This window comes from Bacillota bacterium, assembly GCA_030019365.1.
In the GTDB taxonomy this organism is placed as follows: Bacteria; Bacillota; Sulfobacillia; order JACIYH01; family JACIYH01; genus JACIYH01.
Map to the genome: position 1 here is coordinate 41268 of JASEFA010000004.1, position 20586 is coordinate 61853.

24 protein-coding genes are annotated in these 20586 nt (G+C 65.3%); all 24 read left to right on the plus strand.

Annotation, left to right across the window (positions count from 1 at the left end):
- Positions 1 to 79 precede the first annotated feature (79 nt).
- Positions 80 to 451 carry a metalloregulator ArsR/SmtB family transcription factor gene (locus QME70_08075; GenBank protein ID MDI6894549.1) on the plus strand — a complete coding sequence of 124 codons (372 nt, stop codon included), beginning with the start codon at positions 80 to 82 and terminating at the stop codon, positions 449 to 451.
- A 41-nt stretch (positions 452 to 492) separates the two neighbouring features.
- Positions 493 to 729 (plus strand): thioredoxin family protein, encoded by a 237-nt coding sequence (locus QME70_08080; GenBank protein ID MDI6894550.1) that lies wholly within the window; start codon positions 493 to 495, stop codon positions 727 to 729.
- A 109-nt stretch (positions 730 to 838) separates the two neighbouring features.
- Positions 839 to 1993 carry a permease gene (locus tag QME70_08085; GenBank protein MDI6894551.1) on the plus strand — a complete coding sequence of 385 codons (1155 nt, stop codon included), beginning with the start codon at positions 839 to 841 and terminating at the stop codon, positions 1991 to 1993.
- 25 nt (positions 1994 to 2018) lie between these two features.
- Entirely contained in the window at positions 2019 to 2498 is a 480-nt protein-coding gene (locus QME70_08090) for a permease (protein ID MDI6894552.1), read from the plus strand.
- Positions 2495 to 3019 (plus strand): permease, encoded by a 525-nt coding sequence (locus QME70_08095; protein MDI6894553.1) that lies wholly within the window; start codon positions 2495 to 2497, stop codon positions 3017 to 3019. Before QME70_08090 ends, QME70_08095 begins: the two co-directional genes overlap by 4 nt.
- Before the next feature lie 84 nt (positions 3020 to 3103).
- Positions 3104 to 3580, plus strand: coding sequence for a putative zinc-binding protein (locus QME70_08100; protein MDI6894554.1), 477 nt, complete (start codon positions 3104 to 3106; stop codon positions 3578 to 3580).
- On the plus strand, positions 3580 to 4398 hold the full coding sequence (locus QME70_08105; protein MDI6894555.1) for a DUF169 domain-containing protein: 819 nt from the start codon (positions 3580 to 3582) through the stop codon (positions 4396 to 4398). Before QME70_08100 ends, QME70_08105 begins: the two co-directional genes overlap by 1 nt.
- A gap of 125 nt (positions 4399 to 4523) precedes the next feature.
- Positions 4524 to 4886, plus strand: coding sequence for a hypothetical protein (locus tag QME70_08110; protein ID MDI6894556.1), 363 nt, complete (start codon positions 4524 to 4526; stop codon positions 4884 to 4886).
- On the plus strand, positions 4886 to 5836 hold the full coding sequence (locus QME70_08115; protein MDI6894557.1) for a (Fe-S)-binding protein: 951 nt from the start codon (positions 4886 to 4888) through the stop codon (positions 5834 to 5836). The genes QME70_08110 and QME70_08115 overlap by 1 nt, the downstream gene beginning before the upstream one ends.
- Before the next feature lie 144 nt (positions 5837 to 5980).
- Positions 5981 to 6376 carry a helix-turn-helix transcriptional regulator gene (locus QME70_08120; protein ID MDI6894558.1) on the plus strand — a complete coding sequence of 132 codons (396 nt, stop codon included), beginning with the start codon at positions 5981 to 5983 and terminating at the stop codon, positions 6374 to 6376.
- A 27-nt stretch (positions 6377 to 6403) separates the two neighbouring features.
- The gene (locus QME70_08125) at positions 6404 to 6595 is read left to right on the plus strand and encodes a hypothetical protein (GenBank protein MDI6894559.1); all 192 of its coding nucleotides are present in this window, start codon (positions 6404 to 6406) and stop codon (positions 6593 to 6595) included.
- Between the two features lie 127 nt (positions 6596 to 6722).
- Complete coding sequence (locus tag QME70_08130; protein MDI6894560.1) at positions 6723 to 7202, plus strand: permease; 480 nt, start codon at positions 6723 to 6725, stop codon at positions 7200 to 7202.
- Positions 7199 to 7774, plus strand: a complete 576-nt coding sequence (locus QME70_08135; protein ID MDI6894561.1) for a permease — start codon at positions 7199 to 7201, stop codon at positions 7772 to 7774. Before QME70_08130 ends, QME70_08135 begins: the two co-directional genes overlap by 4 nt.
- A 33-nt stretch (positions 7775 to 7807) precedes the next feature.
- Entirely contained in the window at positions 7808 to 8122 is a 315-nt protein-coding gene (locus QME70_08140; protein ID MDI6894562.1) for a cupin domain-containing protein, read from the plus strand.
- A gap of 289 nt (positions 8123 to 8411) precedes the next feature.
- Entirely contained in the window at positions 8412 to 9890 is a 1479-nt protein-coding gene (locus QME70_08145; GenBank protein ID MDI6894563.1) for a radical SAM protein, read from the plus strand.
- A 57-nt stretch (positions 9891 to 9947) separates the two neighbouring features.
- Complete coding sequence (locus QME70_08150) at positions 9948 to 11033, plus strand: DegV family protein (protein ID MDI6894564.1); 1086 nt, start codon at positions 9948 to 9950, stop codon at positions 11031 to 11033.
- 119 nt (positions 11034 to 11152) lie between these two features.
- Entirely contained in the window at positions 11153 to 12910 is a 1758-nt protein-coding gene (locus QME70_08155) for an aldehyde ferredoxin oxidoreductase C-terminal domain-containing protein (protein MDI6894565.1), read from the plus strand.
- 294 nt (positions 12911 to 13204) lie between these two features.
- Positions 13205 to 14404, plus strand: a complete 1200-nt coding sequence (locus tag QME70_08160; protein ID MDI6894566.1) for an SPASM domain-containing protein — start codon at positions 13205 to 13207, stop codon at positions 14402 to 14404.
- Positions 14405 to 14485: 81 nt separating this feature from the next.
- Entirely contained in the window at positions 14486 to 15256 is a 771-nt protein-coding gene (locus QME70_08165) for a prolipoprotein diacylglyceryl transferase (protein MDI6894567.1), read from the plus strand.
- A 44-nt stretch (positions 15257 to 15300) separates the two neighbouring features.
- Positions 15301 to 16260 carry a glycosidase gene (locus QME70_08170; GenBank protein ID MDI6894568.1) on the plus strand — a complete coding sequence of 320 codons (960 nt, stop codon included), beginning with the start codon at positions 15301 to 15303 and terminating at the stop codon, positions 16258 to 16260.
- A gap of 47 nt (positions 16261 to 16307) precedes the next feature.
- Complete coding sequence (locus QME70_08175) at positions 16308 to 18626, plus strand: glycosyltransferase family 4 protein (protein MDI6894569.1); 2319 nt, start codon at positions 16308 to 16310, stop codon at positions 18624 to 18626.
- A gap of 100 nt (positions 18627 to 18726) precedes the next feature.
- Positions 18727 to 19119, plus strand: coding sequence for an amidohydrolase family protein (locus tag QME70_08180; GenBank protein ID MDI6894570.1), 393 nt, complete (start codon positions 18727 to 18729; stop codon positions 19117 to 19119).
- 354 nt (positions 19120 to 19473) lie between these two features.
- Positions 19474 to 19716 carry a hypothetical protein gene (locus QME70_08185; GenBank protein MDI6894571.1) on the plus strand — a complete coding sequence of 81 codons (243 nt, stop codon included), beginning with the start codon at positions 19474 to 19476 and terminating at the stop codon, positions 19714 to 19716.
- Positions 19717 to 19811: 95 nt separating this feature from the next.
- Positions 19812 to 20492 carry a DUF6431 domain-containing protein gene (locus QME70_08190; protein MDI6894572.1) on the plus strand — a complete coding sequence of 227 codons (681 nt, stop codon included), beginning with the start codon at positions 19812 to 19814 and terminating at the stop codon, positions 20490 to 20492.
- Positions 20493 to 20586 lie beyond the last annotated feature (94 nt).

Sequence of the window (20586 nt, forward strand, 5' to 3'; positions counted from 1 at the left end):
CTGTGTCAAGTGCTTGACAGGTTCCTCTCAGTAGAGTATCTTGAAGCTAAGCATATATTCCAAGATGGTGGTGGCTTCTGTGACGGAGGGTTTACTCGAGCAGATGGCGGCGGTGCTGAGAGCCCTGGGGCACCCGGCTAGGTTGCGGATCGTGGAGTTCCTGGTCGATGGCGACCTGTGCTCGGGGAGGGACTGCTCGGGGGAAAAGTGCGTCTGCGAGATCATCCCTGCCCTGGGCATGGAGCAATCGAGCGTGTCCAAGCACCTGGCCATCCTGCGGGACCGGGGTATCGTCAACTTCAGGCGGGAAGGGACGCGGACGTTTTACTCGCTTGCCGACCCCCGGGTGCTGGAGATACTCAGGCTGGCCCGGGAGGTGTGTATCGGCCACCTGAGCCGGGCGGAGAAGGTGCTTGCCGAGGCGCGGCGTGTTGACGGTAGCGGATTATGATGATATATTCATAACGCTAATCAAGGACAGGAGGTGCGGCGGTGAAGATCGAGGTTCTGGGACCGGGCTGCCAGAAGTGCCAGGCGCTGCTGAAGAACGTGACGGAGGCCCTGGCCGAGAGCGGCCGGGAGGCGGAGGTCGTGAAGGTCGAGGACGTGTTCGAGATCATGCAGCGGGGCGTCAACCACACCCCGGCCATAATCATCGACGGCGAGCTGAAGCTCCAGGGCCGGGTGGCCACGGTGCGGGAGATCACAGGCTGGATTACAGGAAAGTAAGGAGGTAATGGCCACCTGCGGGTGGCCTTTTACCGGCCCGCGATTATGAACGGTTTCTCATAGGGGAAAGAGGGCGGAGATCGTGGCAGAGTTACGCAAGTTCTTCTGGCTGCTCGGGGCATTCCTTGCCGCCTACTTCGTGCCGTTCGGGCACCCGCGGGTGTCAGGGGCCATCCTGGAAGCCTTCCACATGCTGCAGGAGTACGCGCGCCAGCACGTGCTCCTGTGCCTGGTGCCGGCCCTGTTCATCGCCGGGGCGATCGCGAACTTCGTGTCGCAGGCTTCGGTGATCAAGTACTTCAGCGGGCAGGCCAAAAAGTGGCTTTCGTACTCGGTGGCCTCGGTCTCGGGGACCATCCTGGCGGTATGCTCGTGCACGGTGCTGCCCTTGTTTGCGGGGATATACCAGCGGGGGGCGGGGCTGGGTCCTGCCATAGCGTTCCTTTACTCGGGGCCGGCCATCAACATCCTGGCCATCATCCTGACGGCCAGGGTGCTGGGGTGGAAGCTGGGGCTGGCGAGGGCGCTCGGTGCGGTGTTCTTTTCGGCGGTGATAGGGCTGATCATGGCGTACATTTACCGCCACGAGGAGAAGCAGCGCACGGAGGCGGTGTCGCAGCGGGTAGCGGAAGCGATGAGGCAGAAAGAGGCCCGGAGCGGGGCGCAGAACCTTTTGTACTTCGCGGCCATGGTCGGTATCCTGGTGTTCGCCAACTGGGGGAAGCCGGCGCAGCCGGTGGGGTTCTGGAACGCGGTGTTCGAGGTCAAGTGGTACATTACGGGAGCGCTCTTGGTCCTCCTCGCCTATATGCTGGCCAGGTGGTTCCGCCGGGCCGAGCTTTCTTCCTGGGTGAGCGCCACCTGGGGTTTTGCCGGGCAGATCATACCGCTTCTTTTTGCGGGTGTGCTGGCCGCGGGGGTTCTCATGGGCCGGCCGGGCACGGATGCCGGGCTGATTCCGTCGCGGTGGATCGAGGCTGCGGTGGGCGGCAACTCCCTGCGGGCGAACCTGCTTGCTTCGGTGGCCGGGGCGCTGATGTACTTCGCCACGTTGACGGAGGTGCCCATCCTGCAGGGGCTGTTAGGGTCGGGGATGGGGCAGGGTCCCGCCCTGGCCTTGCTTCTGGCGGGCCCGGCTCTTAGCCTGCCCAACATGCTGGTGATCCGCAGCGTGATCGGCACGAAGAAGATGCTGACGTACGTGGGCCTGGTGGCGGTGATGGCCACGCTCACGGGGATGATCTTCGGGGCGATAGTGGGCTAGCCCGGGTGAGCGGGAGGCGAGGCGGGTGGCGGAGATCGTGTACCTGGGCCTGGCCGGGGTGCTGCTTCTGGTTTCATGGAGGAAGGACCGGGGCACCACCCGGCGGGCACTGTCCATCACCCTGGCCACGTTCAAGAAGACCATGCCCTTCATCCTCCTCGTATTCGTGCTGATGGGCGTAGCTCAGGCTTACGTGCCACGTTCGGTCATCGCTGCCGTCCTGGGTGGTCACAGTGGACCCCTGGCCGTCCTCTACGGGGAGGCGGTGGGCTCGGTGGCCCTCATCCAGCCTTCTGCCGTTTTCCCCTTTGCCGGATATCTTCTGGCCAACGGGGCGAGCATAGGGGCCCTGGCGGGGTTCATCCTCACGGCCATACTGATCGGCGTCTCCACGCTGCCCATCGAGGTGAGCATGCTGGGGTTGCGGTTCACGGTGGCGAGGAACGTGCTGACGTTTGTGGCGGTCTTCCTGGTGGCGCTGGCGATGGGGGCGATCCTGTCATGAAGAAGCTTGACTCTTCCCTGGCCAGTCTGGTGGCGGCGGGCGTGCTGGCGGGATCGGTCTGGCTGGTTTCGCCGGCACGGGGCGCGGTGGTGGTGCATGTGGCCTGGAATGCTCTTGCCATCTCGTGGCTCATCATCCTGAGCGTGTTCGTTTACATCGGGCTCTTACAGGCCTGGGTGAAGCCGGCGGCCATGGCCAGGTGGCTGGGTAGGAGCTCGGGGGCGAAGGGATTTGCCCTGGCTTCCACGCTGGGCATATTCCTGGGCGGGTCGCTGGTGACGGTGTTCCCCCTGCTGGCAGCCTTGCGGCAGAAGGGGGCCAGGGTCGGTGTGCTGGCCGCGCTGGTGACGGCTTGGGGAGGGAAGGCTCCGCTGCTGCCGCTGGAAGGCCGGTTCCTGGGGTGGCAGTTCGCCCTGGTGCGCATGGTCATGGTGATGCTGATGGCAGCTCTTGTGGGGGTGGGAGTGGAAAGGCTTGTGGGAGAGCGGCAGGAAGGTGGCACCAGCAGCGTGCCCGGGTGACGCGCGAGATGCAGTCACCCAAGGGCAGACGGCCGGCAGGGGGACAGAGAAAGCAGTAGTTCTCACAGGGGAGGAGATAAGGAAATGACGCAGCCCATGGAATGGCAGCCCGGGATGGTCACGCACGAAAACGCGATCTTCGTGTGCTTCGGCGGCCTTTCGAACACGGGGTACATCACCGCCCTGGCGGGGATGGAAGCGGTGCGGAGGGTGGGTCTCAAGAAGGCGGCCATCTTCTGCCTGGCGGGACTTCCGGTGGAAGTGAAGATGGTGCTGGCCAAGGCGAAGGCGGCGAAAAAGATCATCACGGTGGATGGCTGTGCCAACAACTGCGCGAAGAAGCTGGTCGAGGCGGCGGGCTTTCCCATCACGAGGTCAATCACCCTGGCCGTGGACCTGGGGGTGAAGAAAGTGCCGCTGCACAGGGATCTGGACGGCGAGCCCAAGGATGTGATGGAGTACATCTCCCAGGAGGACGTGGCCAGGACGGTCGAGGCCATACTGGCAGCGATTGAAGGCGAGGAGCCTGCCGCGGCCTCCGCATCCGGGGGTGAAGCGTGATGCTGGCTGGGCCTGCCGGTGAACGCGCAGAGTGCGGGGGCGTCCTGCGGGATCTGTACGGCCACGTCATGTCTTCCCTGCGGCCGAAGACCTTTCCCTTCGGGGTCAAGCTTTACCGCAGCCTGGACGAGCGACCGCCTGGGCTTTTGTCCCCGCGGCACCCCATGAACGTGTGCCAGGTGACAGCTCTGGTCCGCTACTACGGGCGGTGCATGTACGCCACCTGGCAGGACATGGCGTGTGTGGTCGGCGCGGTGGCCCTGGGCATGATGGAGCCGCCGGAAAACATGCGGTCGGGGAAGATCGCCGAGATGCTGCACGCGGACCTCGATTCCGCGCGCCGCTTCACGGAACTGGTTCCGCGCATTCCGGCGGGGACTGTCAAGGCTTTTGCCGCGGCGCCGCTCGACCGGTTGACGTTTGAACCCGATATGGTGGTGATGTACGCGAACACGGCCCAAGCGGTGAGGGTGGTACAGGCCTATCTTTACCGGCGGGGAGGACGGGCGGCCTTCAGCACGGGTGGCGAATACAGCCTGTGTGCGGACATCATCGCGGAGACGTACACCAAGCACGACTTCGCTCTCGCCATCCCCTGTTTCGGGGACCGCAAGACGGCCCTGGCGCAGGACGAGGAGCTGACGGTGGCCTTCCCTGCCGACATGGCCCAGGAGATACTGGACGGCCTGGTGGGCACGGCGAAGACGGCTGCCTACCCGACGCCCGTGGACATAGGCTTTCCCCAGATGCCCGATTACACCCTGACGGATTGGGCGGTAGCCTTCCGTCGGGGGAAGGTGGGTTCCGGGCCCGGTTAGGGGGGAGGTTGCCGGGAGACCTCGGGGGGCAATCGGTCTTCAGTGGCGGGCGGGAGGCACGGCCAGTTGTGCCTCCCGGATCGCTATGGGGTCTGAGGTGCGCTGTGGCGGGAGGAGGCGATACCTTGCGGAGGCCGCGGGTCTTGCTGTGCGTGTGCCGGGGGTGTCCCGGTTTTGAGCGGGTCGATGCCTGGACCCTGGTTAATCGCCTTCGAGACAACCCTGACGTGGAATTCGCGGTGGCGCACCCCCAGCTTTGCGGTGACGATGGGCTGCGTTTCCTGGCCGACCTGGTTCGGCCGGCCGTCACGTACCTCGTGGGAGCGTGCGATCCCGCCCTGCAGCGCAAGATGTTGAAGGAAACCTTTACCGCTGCCGGTGTGAGCTTTGACGGGCAGGTGGTGCCCCTCGACCTGCGCAACATGACGACCGAAGAAGCTGCGGAGAAAGTGGCCGAGGCGGTGAGGGCGCTCAGGGCCGGACAATAGTGGCGGACCGGAAGGGGTACTGTGGACTGCTGGTTGAGGGGGGTACGTGCGGTGCTGGAGAAGTACTCGATCAGGATCGTCCTGCCGGAATGAATCCTGCCGCCCCCACCGTGAACGCCATCTTCGACCTGGAAGAGGACATATCGGAGTTGTTGCCGTACCTGAATGCGACGCTTCAGGGGTGCTTCTATGAACCTACCGGGCCTTATCTGAGGTTCATGAAGGAGGGCAAGGCTGTCACGCTGCATGCCCGGCAGGTTACCATCACGCGGCTGGAGGATGAAGAAGAAGCCCGGCGGGTCATGGAGTGGCTGGTGGAGGTTATCCGCAGCACGCATGCCAACCGTGACAGGATCCAGCCCAGCCACCGGCGGCGTGCTGAGTTGAAGGTGCTGGACGTTTACAGGCTGTTACCCCGGTCCAATTGCGGCCGCTGCGGCGAACCCGCCTGCCTGGCGTTTGCGGCGAAGGTGGCCTCAGGTGAGCGCGGGGCCCGTGACTGCCCGGTTCTCTGCGAGCCGGGAAATGAGGAAAGGCTTGCCCGGCTGGAAGAAGCGTTGGGCCAGGGGGAATGCTGGCCGGACCAAGGGGGAAAAGTGATGCATCCCGAGGAGTACAGGTACAGCAAGACGCACGAGTGGGCCAAGGTTGAGGGTGACCTGGTGCGGGTGGGCCGAGGCCCGGCTGGACTGGTCCGGGGCTGCCGGTCGCGACGGTGGAGCCTGAGGCGTGCCAGCAAACGGCGGAGCTGGCCCACAAAAGCGCCCGGGCTGGCCACGTGGTGCTTCGCGGGGTCGGGGGCGGGGTGGGGGCGTATGGCCATCACATCCCGCGTCGCGCCCGGCGTTCTGCATCGCTATACGCCCTGTGAGCTCGAGATCAACCGCGAGGCAGTGCACGTCATGGATAATCACCATGAGGGTGATCTGACACTTACTGGCAAGTCATAGGGTGGGACATGGTGCAGCGCTCCGGGGTGTTCCGCCGTAGTCACCGCGTCCTGGTGGGTTGCAGCAATGGTGTTGACGGCGGTGCCGGGACCGGGTATAATCGTGCTGATAAGTGTACATTGCACTTAGGAGGGTGAGCCACTGATGTGCGGCGAGCATGGCCGCGGTTTCCGCGCGGGCGCCTGCGGCTGTCATGACCGGCGGGGGGAGAGGTTCCTGGAAGCGTGGCTGCTTCTGCTTTTGAAGAGTGGCCCGTCCCATGGTTACCAGCTGGTGGAACGCCTGGGCCAGGTGCTGGGCGGAAGTGGGTTTCCGGACCCCGGTACGGTGTACAGGAACCTGCGGCGAATGGAGGAGGAAGGGCTGGTGAGTTCGAGCTGGGACCTCCAGGACAGCGGCCCGCCGCGCCGTCTGTATCGGCTGACCGAGCAGGGCGAGGAGTTGCTCCACGTGTGGGCTGCGAACGTGGAACATTACCGGGCCCGGCTTGACCGGTTCCTCGGGATGTACCGCGAGCTTGCGGGCGATTCCCGGGGCTAGGCCCGGTTCAAAAAGGAGGAGAGAGGTATGTGTGGTAGCAGGCAGCACGGCTGGCACGAGTTCGCCGGCGCCGGAGGGTGTTGTTGTGGCGGTGGCATGCGCCGCCGGTTCTTCAGCAAGGAAGAGCGGTTGGCCAGGTTGCGCGACTACCTGGAAGAGCTGAAAGCGGAAGCCCAGCAGGTGGAAAAAGTGATCCGCGAACTCGAGTCCGAAAAGTGAAAACCGGCCTCGAACTCACCGGCGGCATCCGGGCGGTCCTGGCGGCCGCCCGGAGCTTAATGCCGTTGGGTGCCGGGGTTGCCGTATTGCCACGGCAGGTTGGCGGCGGAGGGAGTGGAGTGGTAGCGTGGCGTTCAACCTGGCGCTGTATGCTGTGTCGGCAGTGGTGGTCCTTGTTTCCGCGCTGCGGGACCGGGGTAAGACACGCCAGGCGCTGGCCGTTGCCTGGCGTTCGTTTTGCCGGGTTGCCCCTTCCATGCTGGGCATCATGGGGCTCATCGGGCTGGTGCTGACTCTGACTCCGGCGAGCACGATAGTCACCCTGTTTAACAACCAGAACGTTTGGGGCATCTTGCTGGTTGCCGCCGTCGGGGCGGTGACGCTGATCCCCGGGATCATCGCCTATCCCCTAGCGGGTTCCCTGGTGCGCCAGGGAGCGGGGGTGGTGCCGATCGCGGCGTTCATGACCACTCTCATGATGGTCGGCGTGGTAACCGCTCCCCTGGAGAGCCACTATTTCGGCCGGCGTTTCGCGCTCCTCCGTAACGGCCTCAGTTTCATTGCCGCGTTGGCCATAGCGGCCGCCATGGGGGTGGTGCTGGGGTGAGCCCTGGCGGTCGATTGGGGACGAAGCTGGCGAGGCTGCGGCCGTACGCCCTCCTCATTCTCACGCTTGTGGGCGATCTGGCCCTGGGTGTGGTGAGGCCCGGGCTGGGGTGGCAGGCCGTGCGGACGTCCGCTTCTTACCTGTTGGAAATGCTGCTGGTGCTGCCCCCCATCTTCGTGCTGATCGGCATGCTGGAGGTGTGGGTTCCCCGGCAGACCATCGTGCGCAACGTGGGCCCCGGGTCCGGACTGCGCGGGCTGGCACTCTCTGTTTTGACCGGGTCTGCTGCTGCCGGGCCGCTCTACGGGGCCTTTCCCGTGGCCGAGTCTTTGCTCAGGAAGGGTTGTTCGGTATTCAACGCGTGCGTGCTGCTCTGCACCTGGGCGGCGGTGAAAATCCCCATGATCATGATGGAGGTGAAGTTCCTGGGCTGGCGGTTTTCCCTGGCCCGGCTGGCCTTCACGCTGCCGGCCATCGTGCTCATAAGCTGGCTGGTGGATCGCTTCACGCCTCGCCTGGGTGGGTTGTGCGGAGAAGACCGGCCTGGGGTGGGTCGGGAGATGCCGCGGTGACGTCCGGGGTGCGGGGTTAAGGAGGCAGGGGCAATGCACGTTGCCGACATACTGGCGGAAAGGGAATTCTCACCTCAAGACAAGGTGCGCAAGGAGATCTACCGTTCCGGAGCCGCCAAGGTCCTTTTGATCTGCTTTGAGTCCGGTCAGGCACTGGAACCCTGCGTCATGGGTGCCGAGGTAGTGTTCTACGTGGTAGAGGGAACCGGTCGCATCAGGGTGGAATCGACCACAGTGGACGTGCGCCAGGGTTCCCTCGTGGTCGTTCCTGCCGGGCTGGAGCGCCAGATCGAGGCGTGCTCCCCCATGGTGGTGCTGGCCCTGCAGGCCCTTGGCCAGGGGGGATAGGCTCTTACGCTCCTGCGGTGCGGGAAGCCTTGCGTTTGTGCCTGTGGGACTTACAGCACCGAATGACTGGTGCTCCACATGGTTACGAGGGTGCGGATTTGACCGGTTCCGCCGGGGGAACGCGGGGAGTTGGTAGACGGGGCGGCCGCTTCATGCTATAATTCGCATAAGGGCATGACCTGGCACCTGCTGTCGGCTCATTGCGTGGGGCATGGTGGGGTGGTCCGGCGTGTTCCGGCGAGGCGCCAGTGTGTGCCCGCAAGGACGGGGTGAAAGGGGATGGTGGGAGGTGGCGGTCGGAAGCGTGAGTTTGCGGGCCAAGCGGTATGCGGCCCGCCGGGCCATGGAGTGGCTGGTGGGGTACCTGCGGCGGGATCCGGAGCGGGCCGTCGACTCCATCCTCTCGTGGGGCAAGCGGCTGGCGGTGATGGAGGCGCACCGCCGCCAGGTAGAAGAGCTGGCGGTGACTTTGCGGGATAATCCCGCCATGATGCGGTTCGTGCGCCGGCTGGCGCTGGAGGTGCATCCCAACCAGCACCGGGGTGTGGTTTTCAACTGGTTCGTGAACAGCATCCTGCTCGGCCTCCCGGTCCAGTACGCCCTGGCGGAGAGGCTGGGTCACGGGGTTCCGCACTTCATCCTGGTGGACCCCACGGAGGCGTGCAACCTGCGGTGCGTGGGGTGTTGGGCGGGCGAGTACGCGCAGTACCACACCATGCCGTTTGAACTCCTGGACAGGATCGTGACGGAGGCGAAGGAGCTGGGGATATACTGGATAGTCCTGTCAGGCGGCGAACCGCTGCTGTACAAGCGTCTCTTCGAGCTGTTTGCCAGGCACCGCGATGTGGCCTTCATGGCTTTCACCAACGGCACCCTCATCGACGACCGGACGGCTGATCGGATCCTTGAGGTGGGCAACTTCGTGCCCTGCATCAGCCTGGAGGGGTTCCGGGAGAGCACGGATGGGCGCCGGGGTCCGGGTGTGTTTGACCGCATATCGGCGGCCATGGATCGGCTCAAGGAGCGGAAGCTGATCTTCGGGACGTCGGTAACCATCACGCGGCACAACGTCGAGGAGATCACATCCGATGGCTTCATCGACTGGGTCATAGACAAAGGTGCGTTCTTCGGCTGGAGCTTCCACTACATCCCGGTGGGCCGCGATCCCGACGTGGAGCTCATGGTGACGCCGGAGCAGCGGGAGTATCTGGTCTATCGAGTGAGGGAAATCAGAACTTCCAAGCCGTACCTCTGGGCTGATTTCTGGAACGACGGTTATCTCACGAACGGGTGCATTGCTGGTGGCCGCCGCTACTTCCACATTCTGGCCTCGGGGGAGGTTGAGCCCTGCGCTTTTGCCCACTTCTCGGTCGGGAACATAAAGGACCTGAGCCTGCGGGAAGTCCTGGCGAACCCCCTGTTCCGGGCCTACCAAAAGCGGCAGCCGTTCAACCCCAACCACCTGGCGCCCTGTCCCATAATTGACAACCCCCAGGCTCTGCGCGACATCGTGGCCGAATCGGGGGCGCGCCCGACGCACCCCGGTGCGGAGAGTGTGCTGCAGGGGCCGGTCGCTGCTTACCTCGACCGGCTGTCCCGGGAGTGGCGGGAGAGGGCCGAGGGGGTGCGGCGGCGCCTGGGGCTGGGTGATGTCCAGGTTGCGGCTTGCGAACTAGCGGTGCCGGAATCTGCTCACGGCGGGGAGGCCGGGCAGGAGGAAGGCCCAGTTGTGGCCGCGGGGCACGGGGTGGAAGGACCGGGAAGCTGAGCGCCCTGTCGTGCGCAAGGTGGGGAGGGTATCCCGGCGGGCGGGGGGTGGCCGTGGTTGGGCGGGGCGGGCCGGGTAGGGGTGGTCACCGATAGCTGCTCTGGTGTCTCTCCCGAGATGGCGCAGGCCCTGGGTATCGAGGTGGTTCCCCTCACGGTAATCTTCGGCGAGGAGGCCTTCCTGGACGGAGTGGATATCGATACTGCTGAGTTTTACGCGCGCATGGCGCGGGGGCCTGTGCTGCCGCGCACCTCGCAACCCTCGCCCGCCCGGTTCCTGGATGCCTTCTCGCGCCTAGCGGCTCAGGGGGCAAGCGGGGTGGTCGTGGTGACGGTGGCGGGTGCTCTGAGCGGTACTTACCAGTCGGCTTTGCGGGCAGCCGCGGACTTCTCCGGACTGCCGGTTGAGGTGGTGGATTCGGGCACCGCTTCGCTGGGGCAGATGTTCGCCGTGCTGGCGGCTGCCGAGGTTGCGCGCAAGGGGTCTGAAGTGGCGCAGGTGGTGCTCAGGGTGCGGGAAGTGGCGGGCAGGACTCGGCTGTATGGCGTGCTGGAAACCCTGGAGTACCTGCGGCTCGGGGGACGCATCGGTAGGGCCGCGGCGTGGACGGGCTCGCTCCTTCAGATCAAGCCCGTGCTGGCTCTTGGCAACGGGGACATCGTTCCGGTGGCCAGGCTGAGGACCAGGGCCCGGGCGGTGGAGTTCATGCTTTCCCGTGTGGAAGGGGACTTGCGTTCGGAGCCGGGTGGCACCTTGCGCATGGGTGTCGTGCACTCCGCCTGCCCTCGCGAGGCCGGTGAGCTGGCGGAAAAGGTAAGAGAGAGATTTGTGCCCGACGAACTGGTGGTATCGGAATTGACGCCGGTAATGGGTGCTCATGCCGGGCCGGGAGTGCTCGGGGTGGCCTTTTACCGCGACTGGTGCTGCGGGTCCGACTGGGAGTTACCGTCTGCCGGCGAGCGGCGGTGCCCTGCCGCGGTTCCCCAGGCGGGTGCCGGACGCGCCGTAACGCGGTGGCCCTGGGGCAGGCAGGAAAGTCCCTGTCGTTGGTCGAAGCAGTCGAATATAGGCATGGAAGCAACCGGGTCCGTTCGGGGCGTGGGTGCGGGGAGCTTGAGTAGGTGGCAGCGGGGGTGGGACTGAAAATACGGCGCTGTGTTCGAAGGTGGGTGCAGAGGCCGTTTCCTGGTGAGAGTCGGCGGGCCGATTTGTGTCGGGAGGCGAACTGACCCGGAGACCTGCAAGTGCAAGGAGGTGCCAGGATGCGCAAGCTGGTGAGGGTCAATATGACCCAGCGGACCGTGACTCTGGAGGATTTGCCCGAGAAGTACCGGTTCATGGGTGGGCGCTGGCTGACGTCGGCCCTGGTGGCCGATGAGGTGCCTCCCACGTGCCATCCCCTGGGGCCCAATAACCGGCTGGTGGTGGCCCCCGGCATGGTGACGGGGACGGCGGCTCCCAGTTCGGGGCGTGTGTCGGTGGGAGGCAAGTCTCCGCTCACCGGCGGCGTCAAAGAGTCGAATGCGGGCACGCCCGTAGCGCAGAGCCTTTCCAGGCTGGGAATCGCGGCTGTGCTGGTAGAAGGACAGCCCCGGGAGAAGGGGGCATTGTTTGTCCTCAGGCTGGGCAAGGGCGGAGGGGTACTTGAGCCGGCGGGGGACCTGGCGGGCCTGGGCATGTACGAGTTTGCTTCGCGTGTGCGGCAACGGTTTGGGGAGGTGGGCTTCATCGCCACCGGGCCAGCGGGTGAAAAGGGTATGGCCATGGCGGGGGTATGCTTCAACGACACCGAGTTTCGGCCGTCCCGCTATGCGGGCCGGGGCGGGCTGGGTGCCGTCATGGCGGCAAGGGGCCTGAAGGCCATCCTGGTGGACGATCAAGGTGCGCCGGGCGTTTCGCTTGCTAACCCGGATCTGTTCCGCCAGGGCCAGAGGAAACTCGCCGACGCCCTGCGCGAGCACCCCATCACCCGCCCGGGCGGCACTCTCAACTCCTTCGGCACGGCTGCCCTCATCAACGTGCTGAACGAGGCAGGAGGTCTGCCCACCCGGAACTTCAGTTCCGGCCGGTTCGAAGGAGCTGGGAGAATTGCCGGTGAGACCATCGCGGAAACGGTGAAGGCGCGGGGCGGGCAGGGCAGGATGGGGCACGGTTGCCACCCAGGGTGCGTGATCCAGTGCAGCAACATCTGGGCAAGGCCGGACGGGTCGGAGCACGTTTCCTGCCTGGAGTACGAATCGGTGTGGGCGCTGGGCGCCGATTGTGGTATAGACGACCTGGACGCCATAGCCGAGCTCATCTGGATCTGCAACGATAGCGGCCTTGACACCATCGAAGCGGGAGTCACGCTGGGGGTGGCCATGGAAGCGGGTCTGCTGCCTTTCGGCGATGCCAGGACGGCTGTGGAGTTACTGAAGGAATGCGGCCGGGGGACGCCGCTGGGGCGCATCCTGGGTAACGGAGCGGCCTTTGCGGGTCGGGGGTTCGGGGTCACCCGGGTGCCTGTGGTGAAGGGTCAGGGGATGCCGGCGTACGAACCCCGTGCGGTGAAGGGGATTGGCGTCACCTACATGACTTCCCCCATGGGCGCGGACCACACTGCCGGCTACACCGTGGCCCCTGAGATTCTCTCGGTGGGAGGCAAGGCAGACCCGCTGGCCGCCGGGGGCAAGGCCAAGCTTTCTGCCGATCTGCAGGCTGCCACCGCGTTCATCGACAGTACCGGATACTGCCTCTTCATCGCCTTTGCCGTCATGGACATTCCCAGCGGGTTCGAGGGCATGGTGGAGACCTGCAACGGCGTCCTGGGTACAGAGTGGACTGTGGCAGATGTGGCGGCCATTGGTGCCCGGATAGTGGCCATGGAACGGCGCTTCAACGAGGCGGCAGGGATTACCCGGGCCCAGGATCGCCCGCCTGAGTTCATGCGCTATGAACCCCTCCCGCCTCATAACCAGGTGTTCGATGTCTCCGACGAAGAGTTGGACCAGGTGGGAGTTCTGCTCGGGCAGGACAGGTGAGCCGGTCGCCTGGTGGGGTACGCCGAACAGGATGAAGCGGGTGGGGGGTTGCCGCTTAAGCGCAACCCCCCACCTCGGAGGGATTGGCTATGCCGCTGGTGAGGGTGCGGCTATATGCTTCCTTGAGGGAATACGCCCCGGAGGGTTTCCGGAGCGAGGGCTTCACCGTGCAGCTTCCCCCGGCGAGCACTGTGGCTGACCTTTACGCGCGGCTGGGCCTGCCTGAGGAACAGGTCAAGCAGGCGTTCGTGAACGGCAGGCGGGCGGAACCCGACAGGGTGCTGGAGGACGGGGATGAGGTGGGGGTGTTTCCACCCATCGCCGGGGGAAGCGGGGAGGAGCGGAGCTGGCGTGCTCGCCGAGCGGGTGTACAGGGAGGATATCGAAGGGGGAGTCCTGCTTCACCGCGCACGCCCGGATCTGCGCAGGCTGTACGTGGAGTTGACCAGCCGGTGCCGGGGCGGATGCGTAGCATGTGTGAGGAGATCGTGGGACGAGCCCGTGGGGGATATGTCCGTTGACCTGTTGCGCGAGGTCATTGCCGGGGCGGTCCGCGAGTCCCAGCTGGAACGGGTCCACTTCGGGGGCATCGGTGAGCCCTTCCTCCACCCGGGCGTCATGGAAGCCATTGCTCTCGTCAAAGGGGCAGGGTTGAAGGTCACCATCTCCACGAACGGATCTGATCTCAGGACGCTGGCGGGAGAGCTCGTCGCCATGCAGGTGGACGAGCTGGTCGTGTCCTGCGACAGCCCGGACCCCGGCCGGTACGGAGAGATCCGCGGCTCCTCGTTAGCTGCCTTGGAAGAAGGACTGGAGGCGCTGGGCCGGGCCAAGGCGCGAGCCGGCAGTGTTCTTCCTCGCCTGGTGCTGGAGTTTGTGGCCATGCGCGGCAACCTGGCGGACCTGCGTGACATGCCCCGCTTCGCGAGGCGCTGGGGAGCGGCGTCCCTGCTGGTGACCAACCTGCTTCCTTACACTCGTGCCATGGCCGGCGAGATTCTCTACACCGGTCCGAACGCACCCATGCGCCCCGCGGAAAGCGGCAGTCTGCGGCCTGATGCCTCCGCCCTGGTGTGGGCGGCTGCGGCCAGAGAGTGGTTCACCTGGGGCACGGTCGACCTTCCCCGCATGGCGTGGGGCGCGGCCCGCCGCTGCCGTTTCGTGGGGACTCAGGCGGCGGTGGTGGGCTGGGATGGCAAGGTGAGCTCGTGCATTCCCCTCTCGCACAATTACACCTTTTTCATCTTCGGCCAGCCCAAGTGTGTGCGGCGTTACACCCTGGGGGAGCTCGGGAGTCAGGATCTCTTGGCCATCTGGATGTCGGAAGAGTATGTGAAGTTCAGAAGCAGGGTGCGCCGTTACGATTTCCCCTCGTGCGTTGACTGTGCGCTGGGCGAGACCTGCGACTACCGGTCGGAGAACAGGGACTGCTGGGGAGGAGACCCTTCCTGCGCCGATTGCCTTTGGGCGCAGGACATCATCCGCTGTCCCTGAGCCCTGGCCTCGGCGCCCCACGGAGGCAGGACCACAGACCACAGGGCAGCGCAGGGGAGAGTTGGGGCGGGAGGGAAAGCAGTGCACCCCATAGCGTTTCGCGTAGGCGGCTTCGAGGTGTACACGTGGGGGATCCTGTTCGCGGCGGGCGTGCTGATCGGGGTCCTGGTGGCGGAGCGCAACGCCCGGCGCTTTGGTATGGCCCCGTACCTCTACCTGGAAGGTATCCCTTATGTGATCGTGGGGGCGATGGTGGGGGCGCGGCTGCTTTATGTGGCGGCGGAGTGGTCGTGGTACGCTGCCGACCCGCGGCGGCTGCTGTATTTTCGGGAGGGCGGGCTTTCCCTGTATGGGGGGCTTGCCGGCGGAGTGCTGGCGGCCTGGCTCGTCGCGCGGGCCCGAAAGGTGGGTGTGGCCCCGTACCTGGATGGGGGGAGCCCGGGCATCGCGCTGGCGACGGCCGTCAGCCGGGTGGGGTGCTTTCTGAATGGCTGCTGCTGGGGGGTCCTGACGGGTGGGACGTGGGGTGCAAGGACCCGGTTTGCTCCCGGTCTTCGCCACCCCGCTCAGCTGTATGAGGCGGCGCTGGACCTGGCCCTGTTCGCCGTGTTGTGGATGCTGGGGCCCCGGCTGGCGCGGCTGAAGGGCCATGTGTTCCTGGCGTATCTGGGTGGCTATTCGCTGATCCGCTTTGGAGTCGAGTTTGTCAGGGATGTGCCGCACATCGCGGGGTGGCTGACGGTGACGCAGCCGCTGGCGCTGGTTGTGGCCCTGGCGAGCTTTGGTCTGATGTGGTGGGGGAGGAAGAGGCAGCTTGATAGTTGCTGCTGGAAGGAGCCCGGCTCTGGGTAGCGGTGGTTGCTGGGGGAGACGCCTTGAATGAGGGGGTTGCCAGGATGTCCGGCCCGTGCCGACGTGACTTTGATCCCACCTCCCTGTTCCGGAGGTACGAGGGGAACCCCATTCTGACCCGGGAAGACTGGCCCTATCCGGCAAATGCGGTCTTCAACCCGGGTGCCGTGGAGTGTGGTGGCCAGACAGTCCTCCTGGCCCGGGTCGAAGACATGAGGGGCTATTCGCACCTCACCGTTGCCAGGAGCCCGGACGGGAGGTCTGGCTGGGAGGTGTCCTCGCGGCCGGCCCTTGAGCCGGACCCCTCCTGCCTGGAGGAGCGCTGGGGCATTGAGGACCCGCGGATAGTGTGGGTGGAGGAGCTGGGGGAGTATGCGGTGACCTGCGTGACCTTCTCCAGGGGAGGTCCCGTGGTCTCGTTGTACACCACCAGGGACTTTGTGGAGTTCAGGCGCCACGGGCCGCTTCTGCCGCCGGAGGACAAGGATGCCTCCCTCTTCCCGAGGCGGGTTGGCGGCCGGTTTGTGCTGATGCACCGGCCCATCATCAGGGGCGAAGCCCACATCTGGATGGCGTTTTCTCCCGATCTCAAGCACTGGGGGGACCACAGGATGGTGATACCCGCCAGGCCGGGTTCCTGGGACAGCTCGAGGGTGGGCCTGGGACCTCCTCCCATAGAAACGCCCCAGGGCTGGCTCGTGATGTACCACGGGGTGCGGGTGACGGCATCAGGCAGCCTTTACCGGGTAGGTCTTGCCCTGCTGGATCTGGACGAGCCCTGGAGGGTCATCCGGAGGAGCGAGGAGTGGGTATTCGGCCCCCGTTACAGGTATGAGCACGTGGGGGACGTGCCGGGCGTGACTTTCCCGACGGGGGCGATCGTTGACCAGAGCACGGGGGAACTGAGGATATATTACGGCGCGGCCGACACGGCCATATGTCTGGCCTTTGCTCACAAAGACGAGGTGCTCGAGTACATGAGTAGGTGTCGGTCCCCCGAGTAGACGGAGCGGTCGGGCCAGCAGGCAGGGCCGAGCGAGGAGGTGGGGCCATGACCAGAGTTCCCAGGGTGGCCATCGTGTCTACCTATCCCCCGCGTCAGTGCGGTCTGGCCGTGTTCTCCCAGAACCTGTTCAACAGCCTGAGAGCCCTGGGCGAGTTCGGGGAGGACCGCGAGGCGAACAACGCGCGCTTACAGGTAGTAGCCATGGAGCCCGGCCAGTACCACGGGGACTACCCTCCGGAGGTGCGCCTCCAGATCAGAGCGCACCGGTGGACCGACTACCGCGAGGCGGCCGAGTTCCTGAACCTGTCTTCTGTGGATGTGGTTTCCCTCCAGCATGAGTATGGCATCTTCGGGGGGGAGGACGGAAACCTTGTCCTCCACCTTCTGAAAGGCATGAAGAAGCCGGTGGTGACCACCCTTCACACGGTGCTGGAGCGCCCCACCCCGGGCCAACGCGCCACCCTGAAAGCCGTGTGCGCCCTCTCCACTGCGGTGGTGGCGCAGGCCGGGAAGGCCGTCGACATGCTGGTGGACGTGTTCGACGTGCCCAGAGGAAAGATCGTTATGATCCCCCACGGCGCCCCGGACGTACCGTTCCTGGACCCTGCCTTCTACAAGAAGTCCAGCGGAACCGAAGGCCGGCGCGTCTTGCTCACCTTCGGGCTGATGAGCCCCAACAAGGGGATCGAGTATGCCATAGAGGCCGTGGCCCGCCTGGTTGAGGAGTTCCCCGATCTGCTCTACGTCGTGCTGGGGGTCACCCACCCTGAGGTCAAGAAGCGCCACGGCGAGAGCTACCGCCTTTCCCTCGAGCGGCTGGTAAAAGAGAGAGGTCTCCAGGACAACGTGATGTTCCACAATCGCTTTGTATCCGAGCAACAGCTCCTGGAGTTTTTGGTGTCTGCCGACATCCACCTTACTCCCTACCTGGCCGAGGAGCAGATCGTTTCGGGCACCCTGGCCTATGCGGTGGCCTGCGGGAAAGCCGTTGTCTCCACCCCTTACTGGTACGCCCGGGAGGTCCTGGCGGAGGGCCGGGGAGTGCTGGTCCCCTTTCGGGACTCCGCCGCCATGGCGGACGGTTTAAGGGCGCTCCTCGCGGACCAGGTGCTACGGGATGGCATGCGCAGCAATGCCTACGCCTTCGGCCGCAGGATGACCTGGCCCGTCGTGGCCCGGTCGTACATGGAGGTGTTCGTGGACGCCTTCCGAGCATACGGCCCTCAGGCGGCCGAGGCCCGCCGGTGGGCGAAGGCGACGGATCACCCTGCCCTGCCCGAAGTGAACCTGGGACATCTGAGGACCCTCACCGACGACGTGGGTCTCTTACAGCACGCCTGCCACTCGACGCCCAACCGGTTCCACGGCTACTCCACGGACGACAATGCCCGGGCTTTGCTGGTGGCCTGCATGAACTGGCAACTTGTGGCCGATGAGAGTATCTGGCCGCTCGTTCATACGTACATGGCCTTCGTGAACCACGCGGTCGACCCTGAGACGGGCAGGGTCAGGAACTTCATGTCGTATGACCGCAGGTGGCTGGAGGAGGCAGGTTCCGACGATTGCCACGGGCGGACCCTCTGGGCCCTGGGCTACTGCGTGAACTACCTGCGCGTGGAGCCTTTGTTCAGGCTGGCACTGGGGCTCTTCAACCGCGTTCGCTCACCCGCGGCTGCCATCAGGTCACCCCGGGCCTCGGCCTACGTCGTCCTCGGTTGCGTCGAATATCTCCGGCACTTCGCTGGCGACACCGAAACCTGGACCCTGGCGGCCCACCAGGCCTCGTGGCTGGCGCAGCTCCTGAGGGAGAACTCCACCGCCGACTGGATCTGGTTCGAGGACGTGGTAACGTACGACAACGGGCGTCTTCCCCAAGCGTTGATCGCGGCGGGTTCATACCTGAGGGACGATAGCCTGCTGACGGGCGGGCTCAGGGCGCTGGACTGGCTCCTGGACCTTCAGACGGACCCGGAGGACGGCCACATCTCCCTGGTGGGGACAGACGGATGGTACCGCAGGGGGCGGCAGCGTGCCCGGTTCGACCAGCAGCCTGTCGAGATACCTGCCCTGATGGACGCCTGCTACGAAGCTCTTAGGGCCACCGGGGAGAAGCGCTGGCTGGCGGCCATGGAGAGATGCTTCTCGTGGTTTCTGGGGAGCAACGACGTCCACAGTACCCTGTGTGATCTCAGCACGGGCGGTTGCTTTGATGGCATCCACCACATGGGGGTCAATCAGAACCAGGGAGGGGAAGCTGTCGTCTCGTGGCTGATGTCCCTTCACCGCATGCACCTTGCCTGCAACGAGCAGACTGTGAAGGCCCCGGCCGGCGGGGACGATGAAGCTGCCTCTACCACTCCCTGAAGGATCGGGATTTCATGAACCTGTCGGGTTCCGCTGATCACCTCCTCCGGTCCCGCCCGGAGGGCTGAAGCCGCATGGCCAAGCCAGGAGTGGTTGGGGGGTGTCCCTGCCGGGCACGGCTTTATTGCCCGGGGAGCCGCACGCGCCGGCCTGTGACATGATCCGGGCGGGGGTGGCGGTGGCCCTGGCCACGGACTTCAACCCCGGCACCTGTCCCATCTCGTCCTTGCCTCTGGTCATGGGGCTGGCGTGTGCGGGGATGCGGATGGAGCCGGAGGAGGTTGTGGTGGCGGCGACTGTCAACGCCGCCCACGCGGCGGGTCGGGGTGAAGAGCTGGGCAGCCTGGAGGAGGGGAAGCAGGCGGACGTGGTGGTCTTTGCTGTGCCCGGCTACGGGCACGTTCCCTCCCGTATGGGAGGCGCCCCTGTCAGTCGGGTGGTGAAGCGGGGGAAGGTAGTGGTGGGGCGGGGCCGGCTGGTCGACGAGCGGTAAGGTTTTGCCGGCCGAGGCCAAAGACGTAACTCGGCTTGACACGTGGACAGCCATCGCAGAACGGGGCGTTGATGGTACAATCGGTGCAAAGGTGCCGGTGCGGGAGGTCGGTGGTTCACTGGTGCCGTGAGCCCGAGGGTGGAGTCTGACCGGAGCGCCCCCTGGGAGGCACCGACTGTGCCCGTGAGCACGCAAGGGAGAATCCAAGGGCTCCGGGGCGCTCCGCCGGCTCGAGGAGGGCGTTAGAGATGGCAGTGATGTACGAACGGTGCGCGGGCCTGGATGTCCCAAGAAGATGATCACCGCATGCCTTATCGTACCTGGCCCGGCAAGCCGAACAAAGAGACGCGGACCTTGCGGACGATGACCGGGGACATCCTCATGCTTTCGGACTGGCTCTCCCGGGCCGGGTGCACTCACGTGGCCATGGAGAGCACGGGGGTGTACTGTTCCGCCGAAAATCGAGATCACCCGCTCTTAGGCGGCAGCCTCCAGGTCCTTCAGTTCGACCTGATAGCCGAGCGATTCGAGCCGTTTCACCAGACGGCGGGAGACAGCATCGCGGTTTGTGTGCTGTCTCGCATTGATTTAGCCTGAAGGGGCTGGTTTGTCTCACATTGAGTTGGCCGAAGAGGAAAAACCTCTCGTTGAGGGGAATTGCCCCGCTGGGTTTCACCGAACCCAGAAAAGGCATGGCCTCTTGCCGACACACCACCCACGCAAGAGGCCTGCCTGCACCTGGTGGAACCCAGTCTGCATTGATCATCGTAACGAACCTGGGATCTGACGTCAACGAGTACATAAGTTGGTGGGAGCGGTACAGGGCCGGGGATGAGGAGGCCCGCCGGGCCCTGCCCAGAAAGTGCCCAAAGTGCAGGCACAGACTGCATAGCCACGGTTGGTACTGGCGCAAGATCGGCGTCCAGATCCACAGGCTACGCTGCCCCAGGTGCCGGAGAACCCACGCCGTGCTCCCGAGCTTCCTCGCTCCCCACCGGCCCTGCCTGATGGCCCTGGTCGACCGGGCATTCCGCCTCCGCCTGCAGCGATGCTCCTGGCGCCAGGTGGCCGACAACATCACAGAGGTTTCCCTCCCCACCCTGCAGCGCTGGCTACGCCGCATCCGCGACCTCGCGGAAACCGCGGTGGCCATACTCTCCCGGGATGCCCGCCGGCTTGACCCCGAACTCGACCTGGACACCCTCCTGCGCCCCTTCACGGGGGACCAACTGAAGCTGCTTGACGCCGCCATCGCCGCCTTCTACCTCGCCTGCCAGCGCCCAAGCCCCCACCTGGCATTCCCTACCGGCCAGCCCCTCGAGTTTGCCAACGTGCACCTCATCAACGCCGAACCCATCGGCGTCTGGTTCTGACCACCCCGGCAGGGGGAGCCCCGTCCCTTTCCCGCCCAGATGTTGCCGCCTGACCCAGTAAGCGGTTCGGACGGAAGACAGCGCCTGGGTCGGG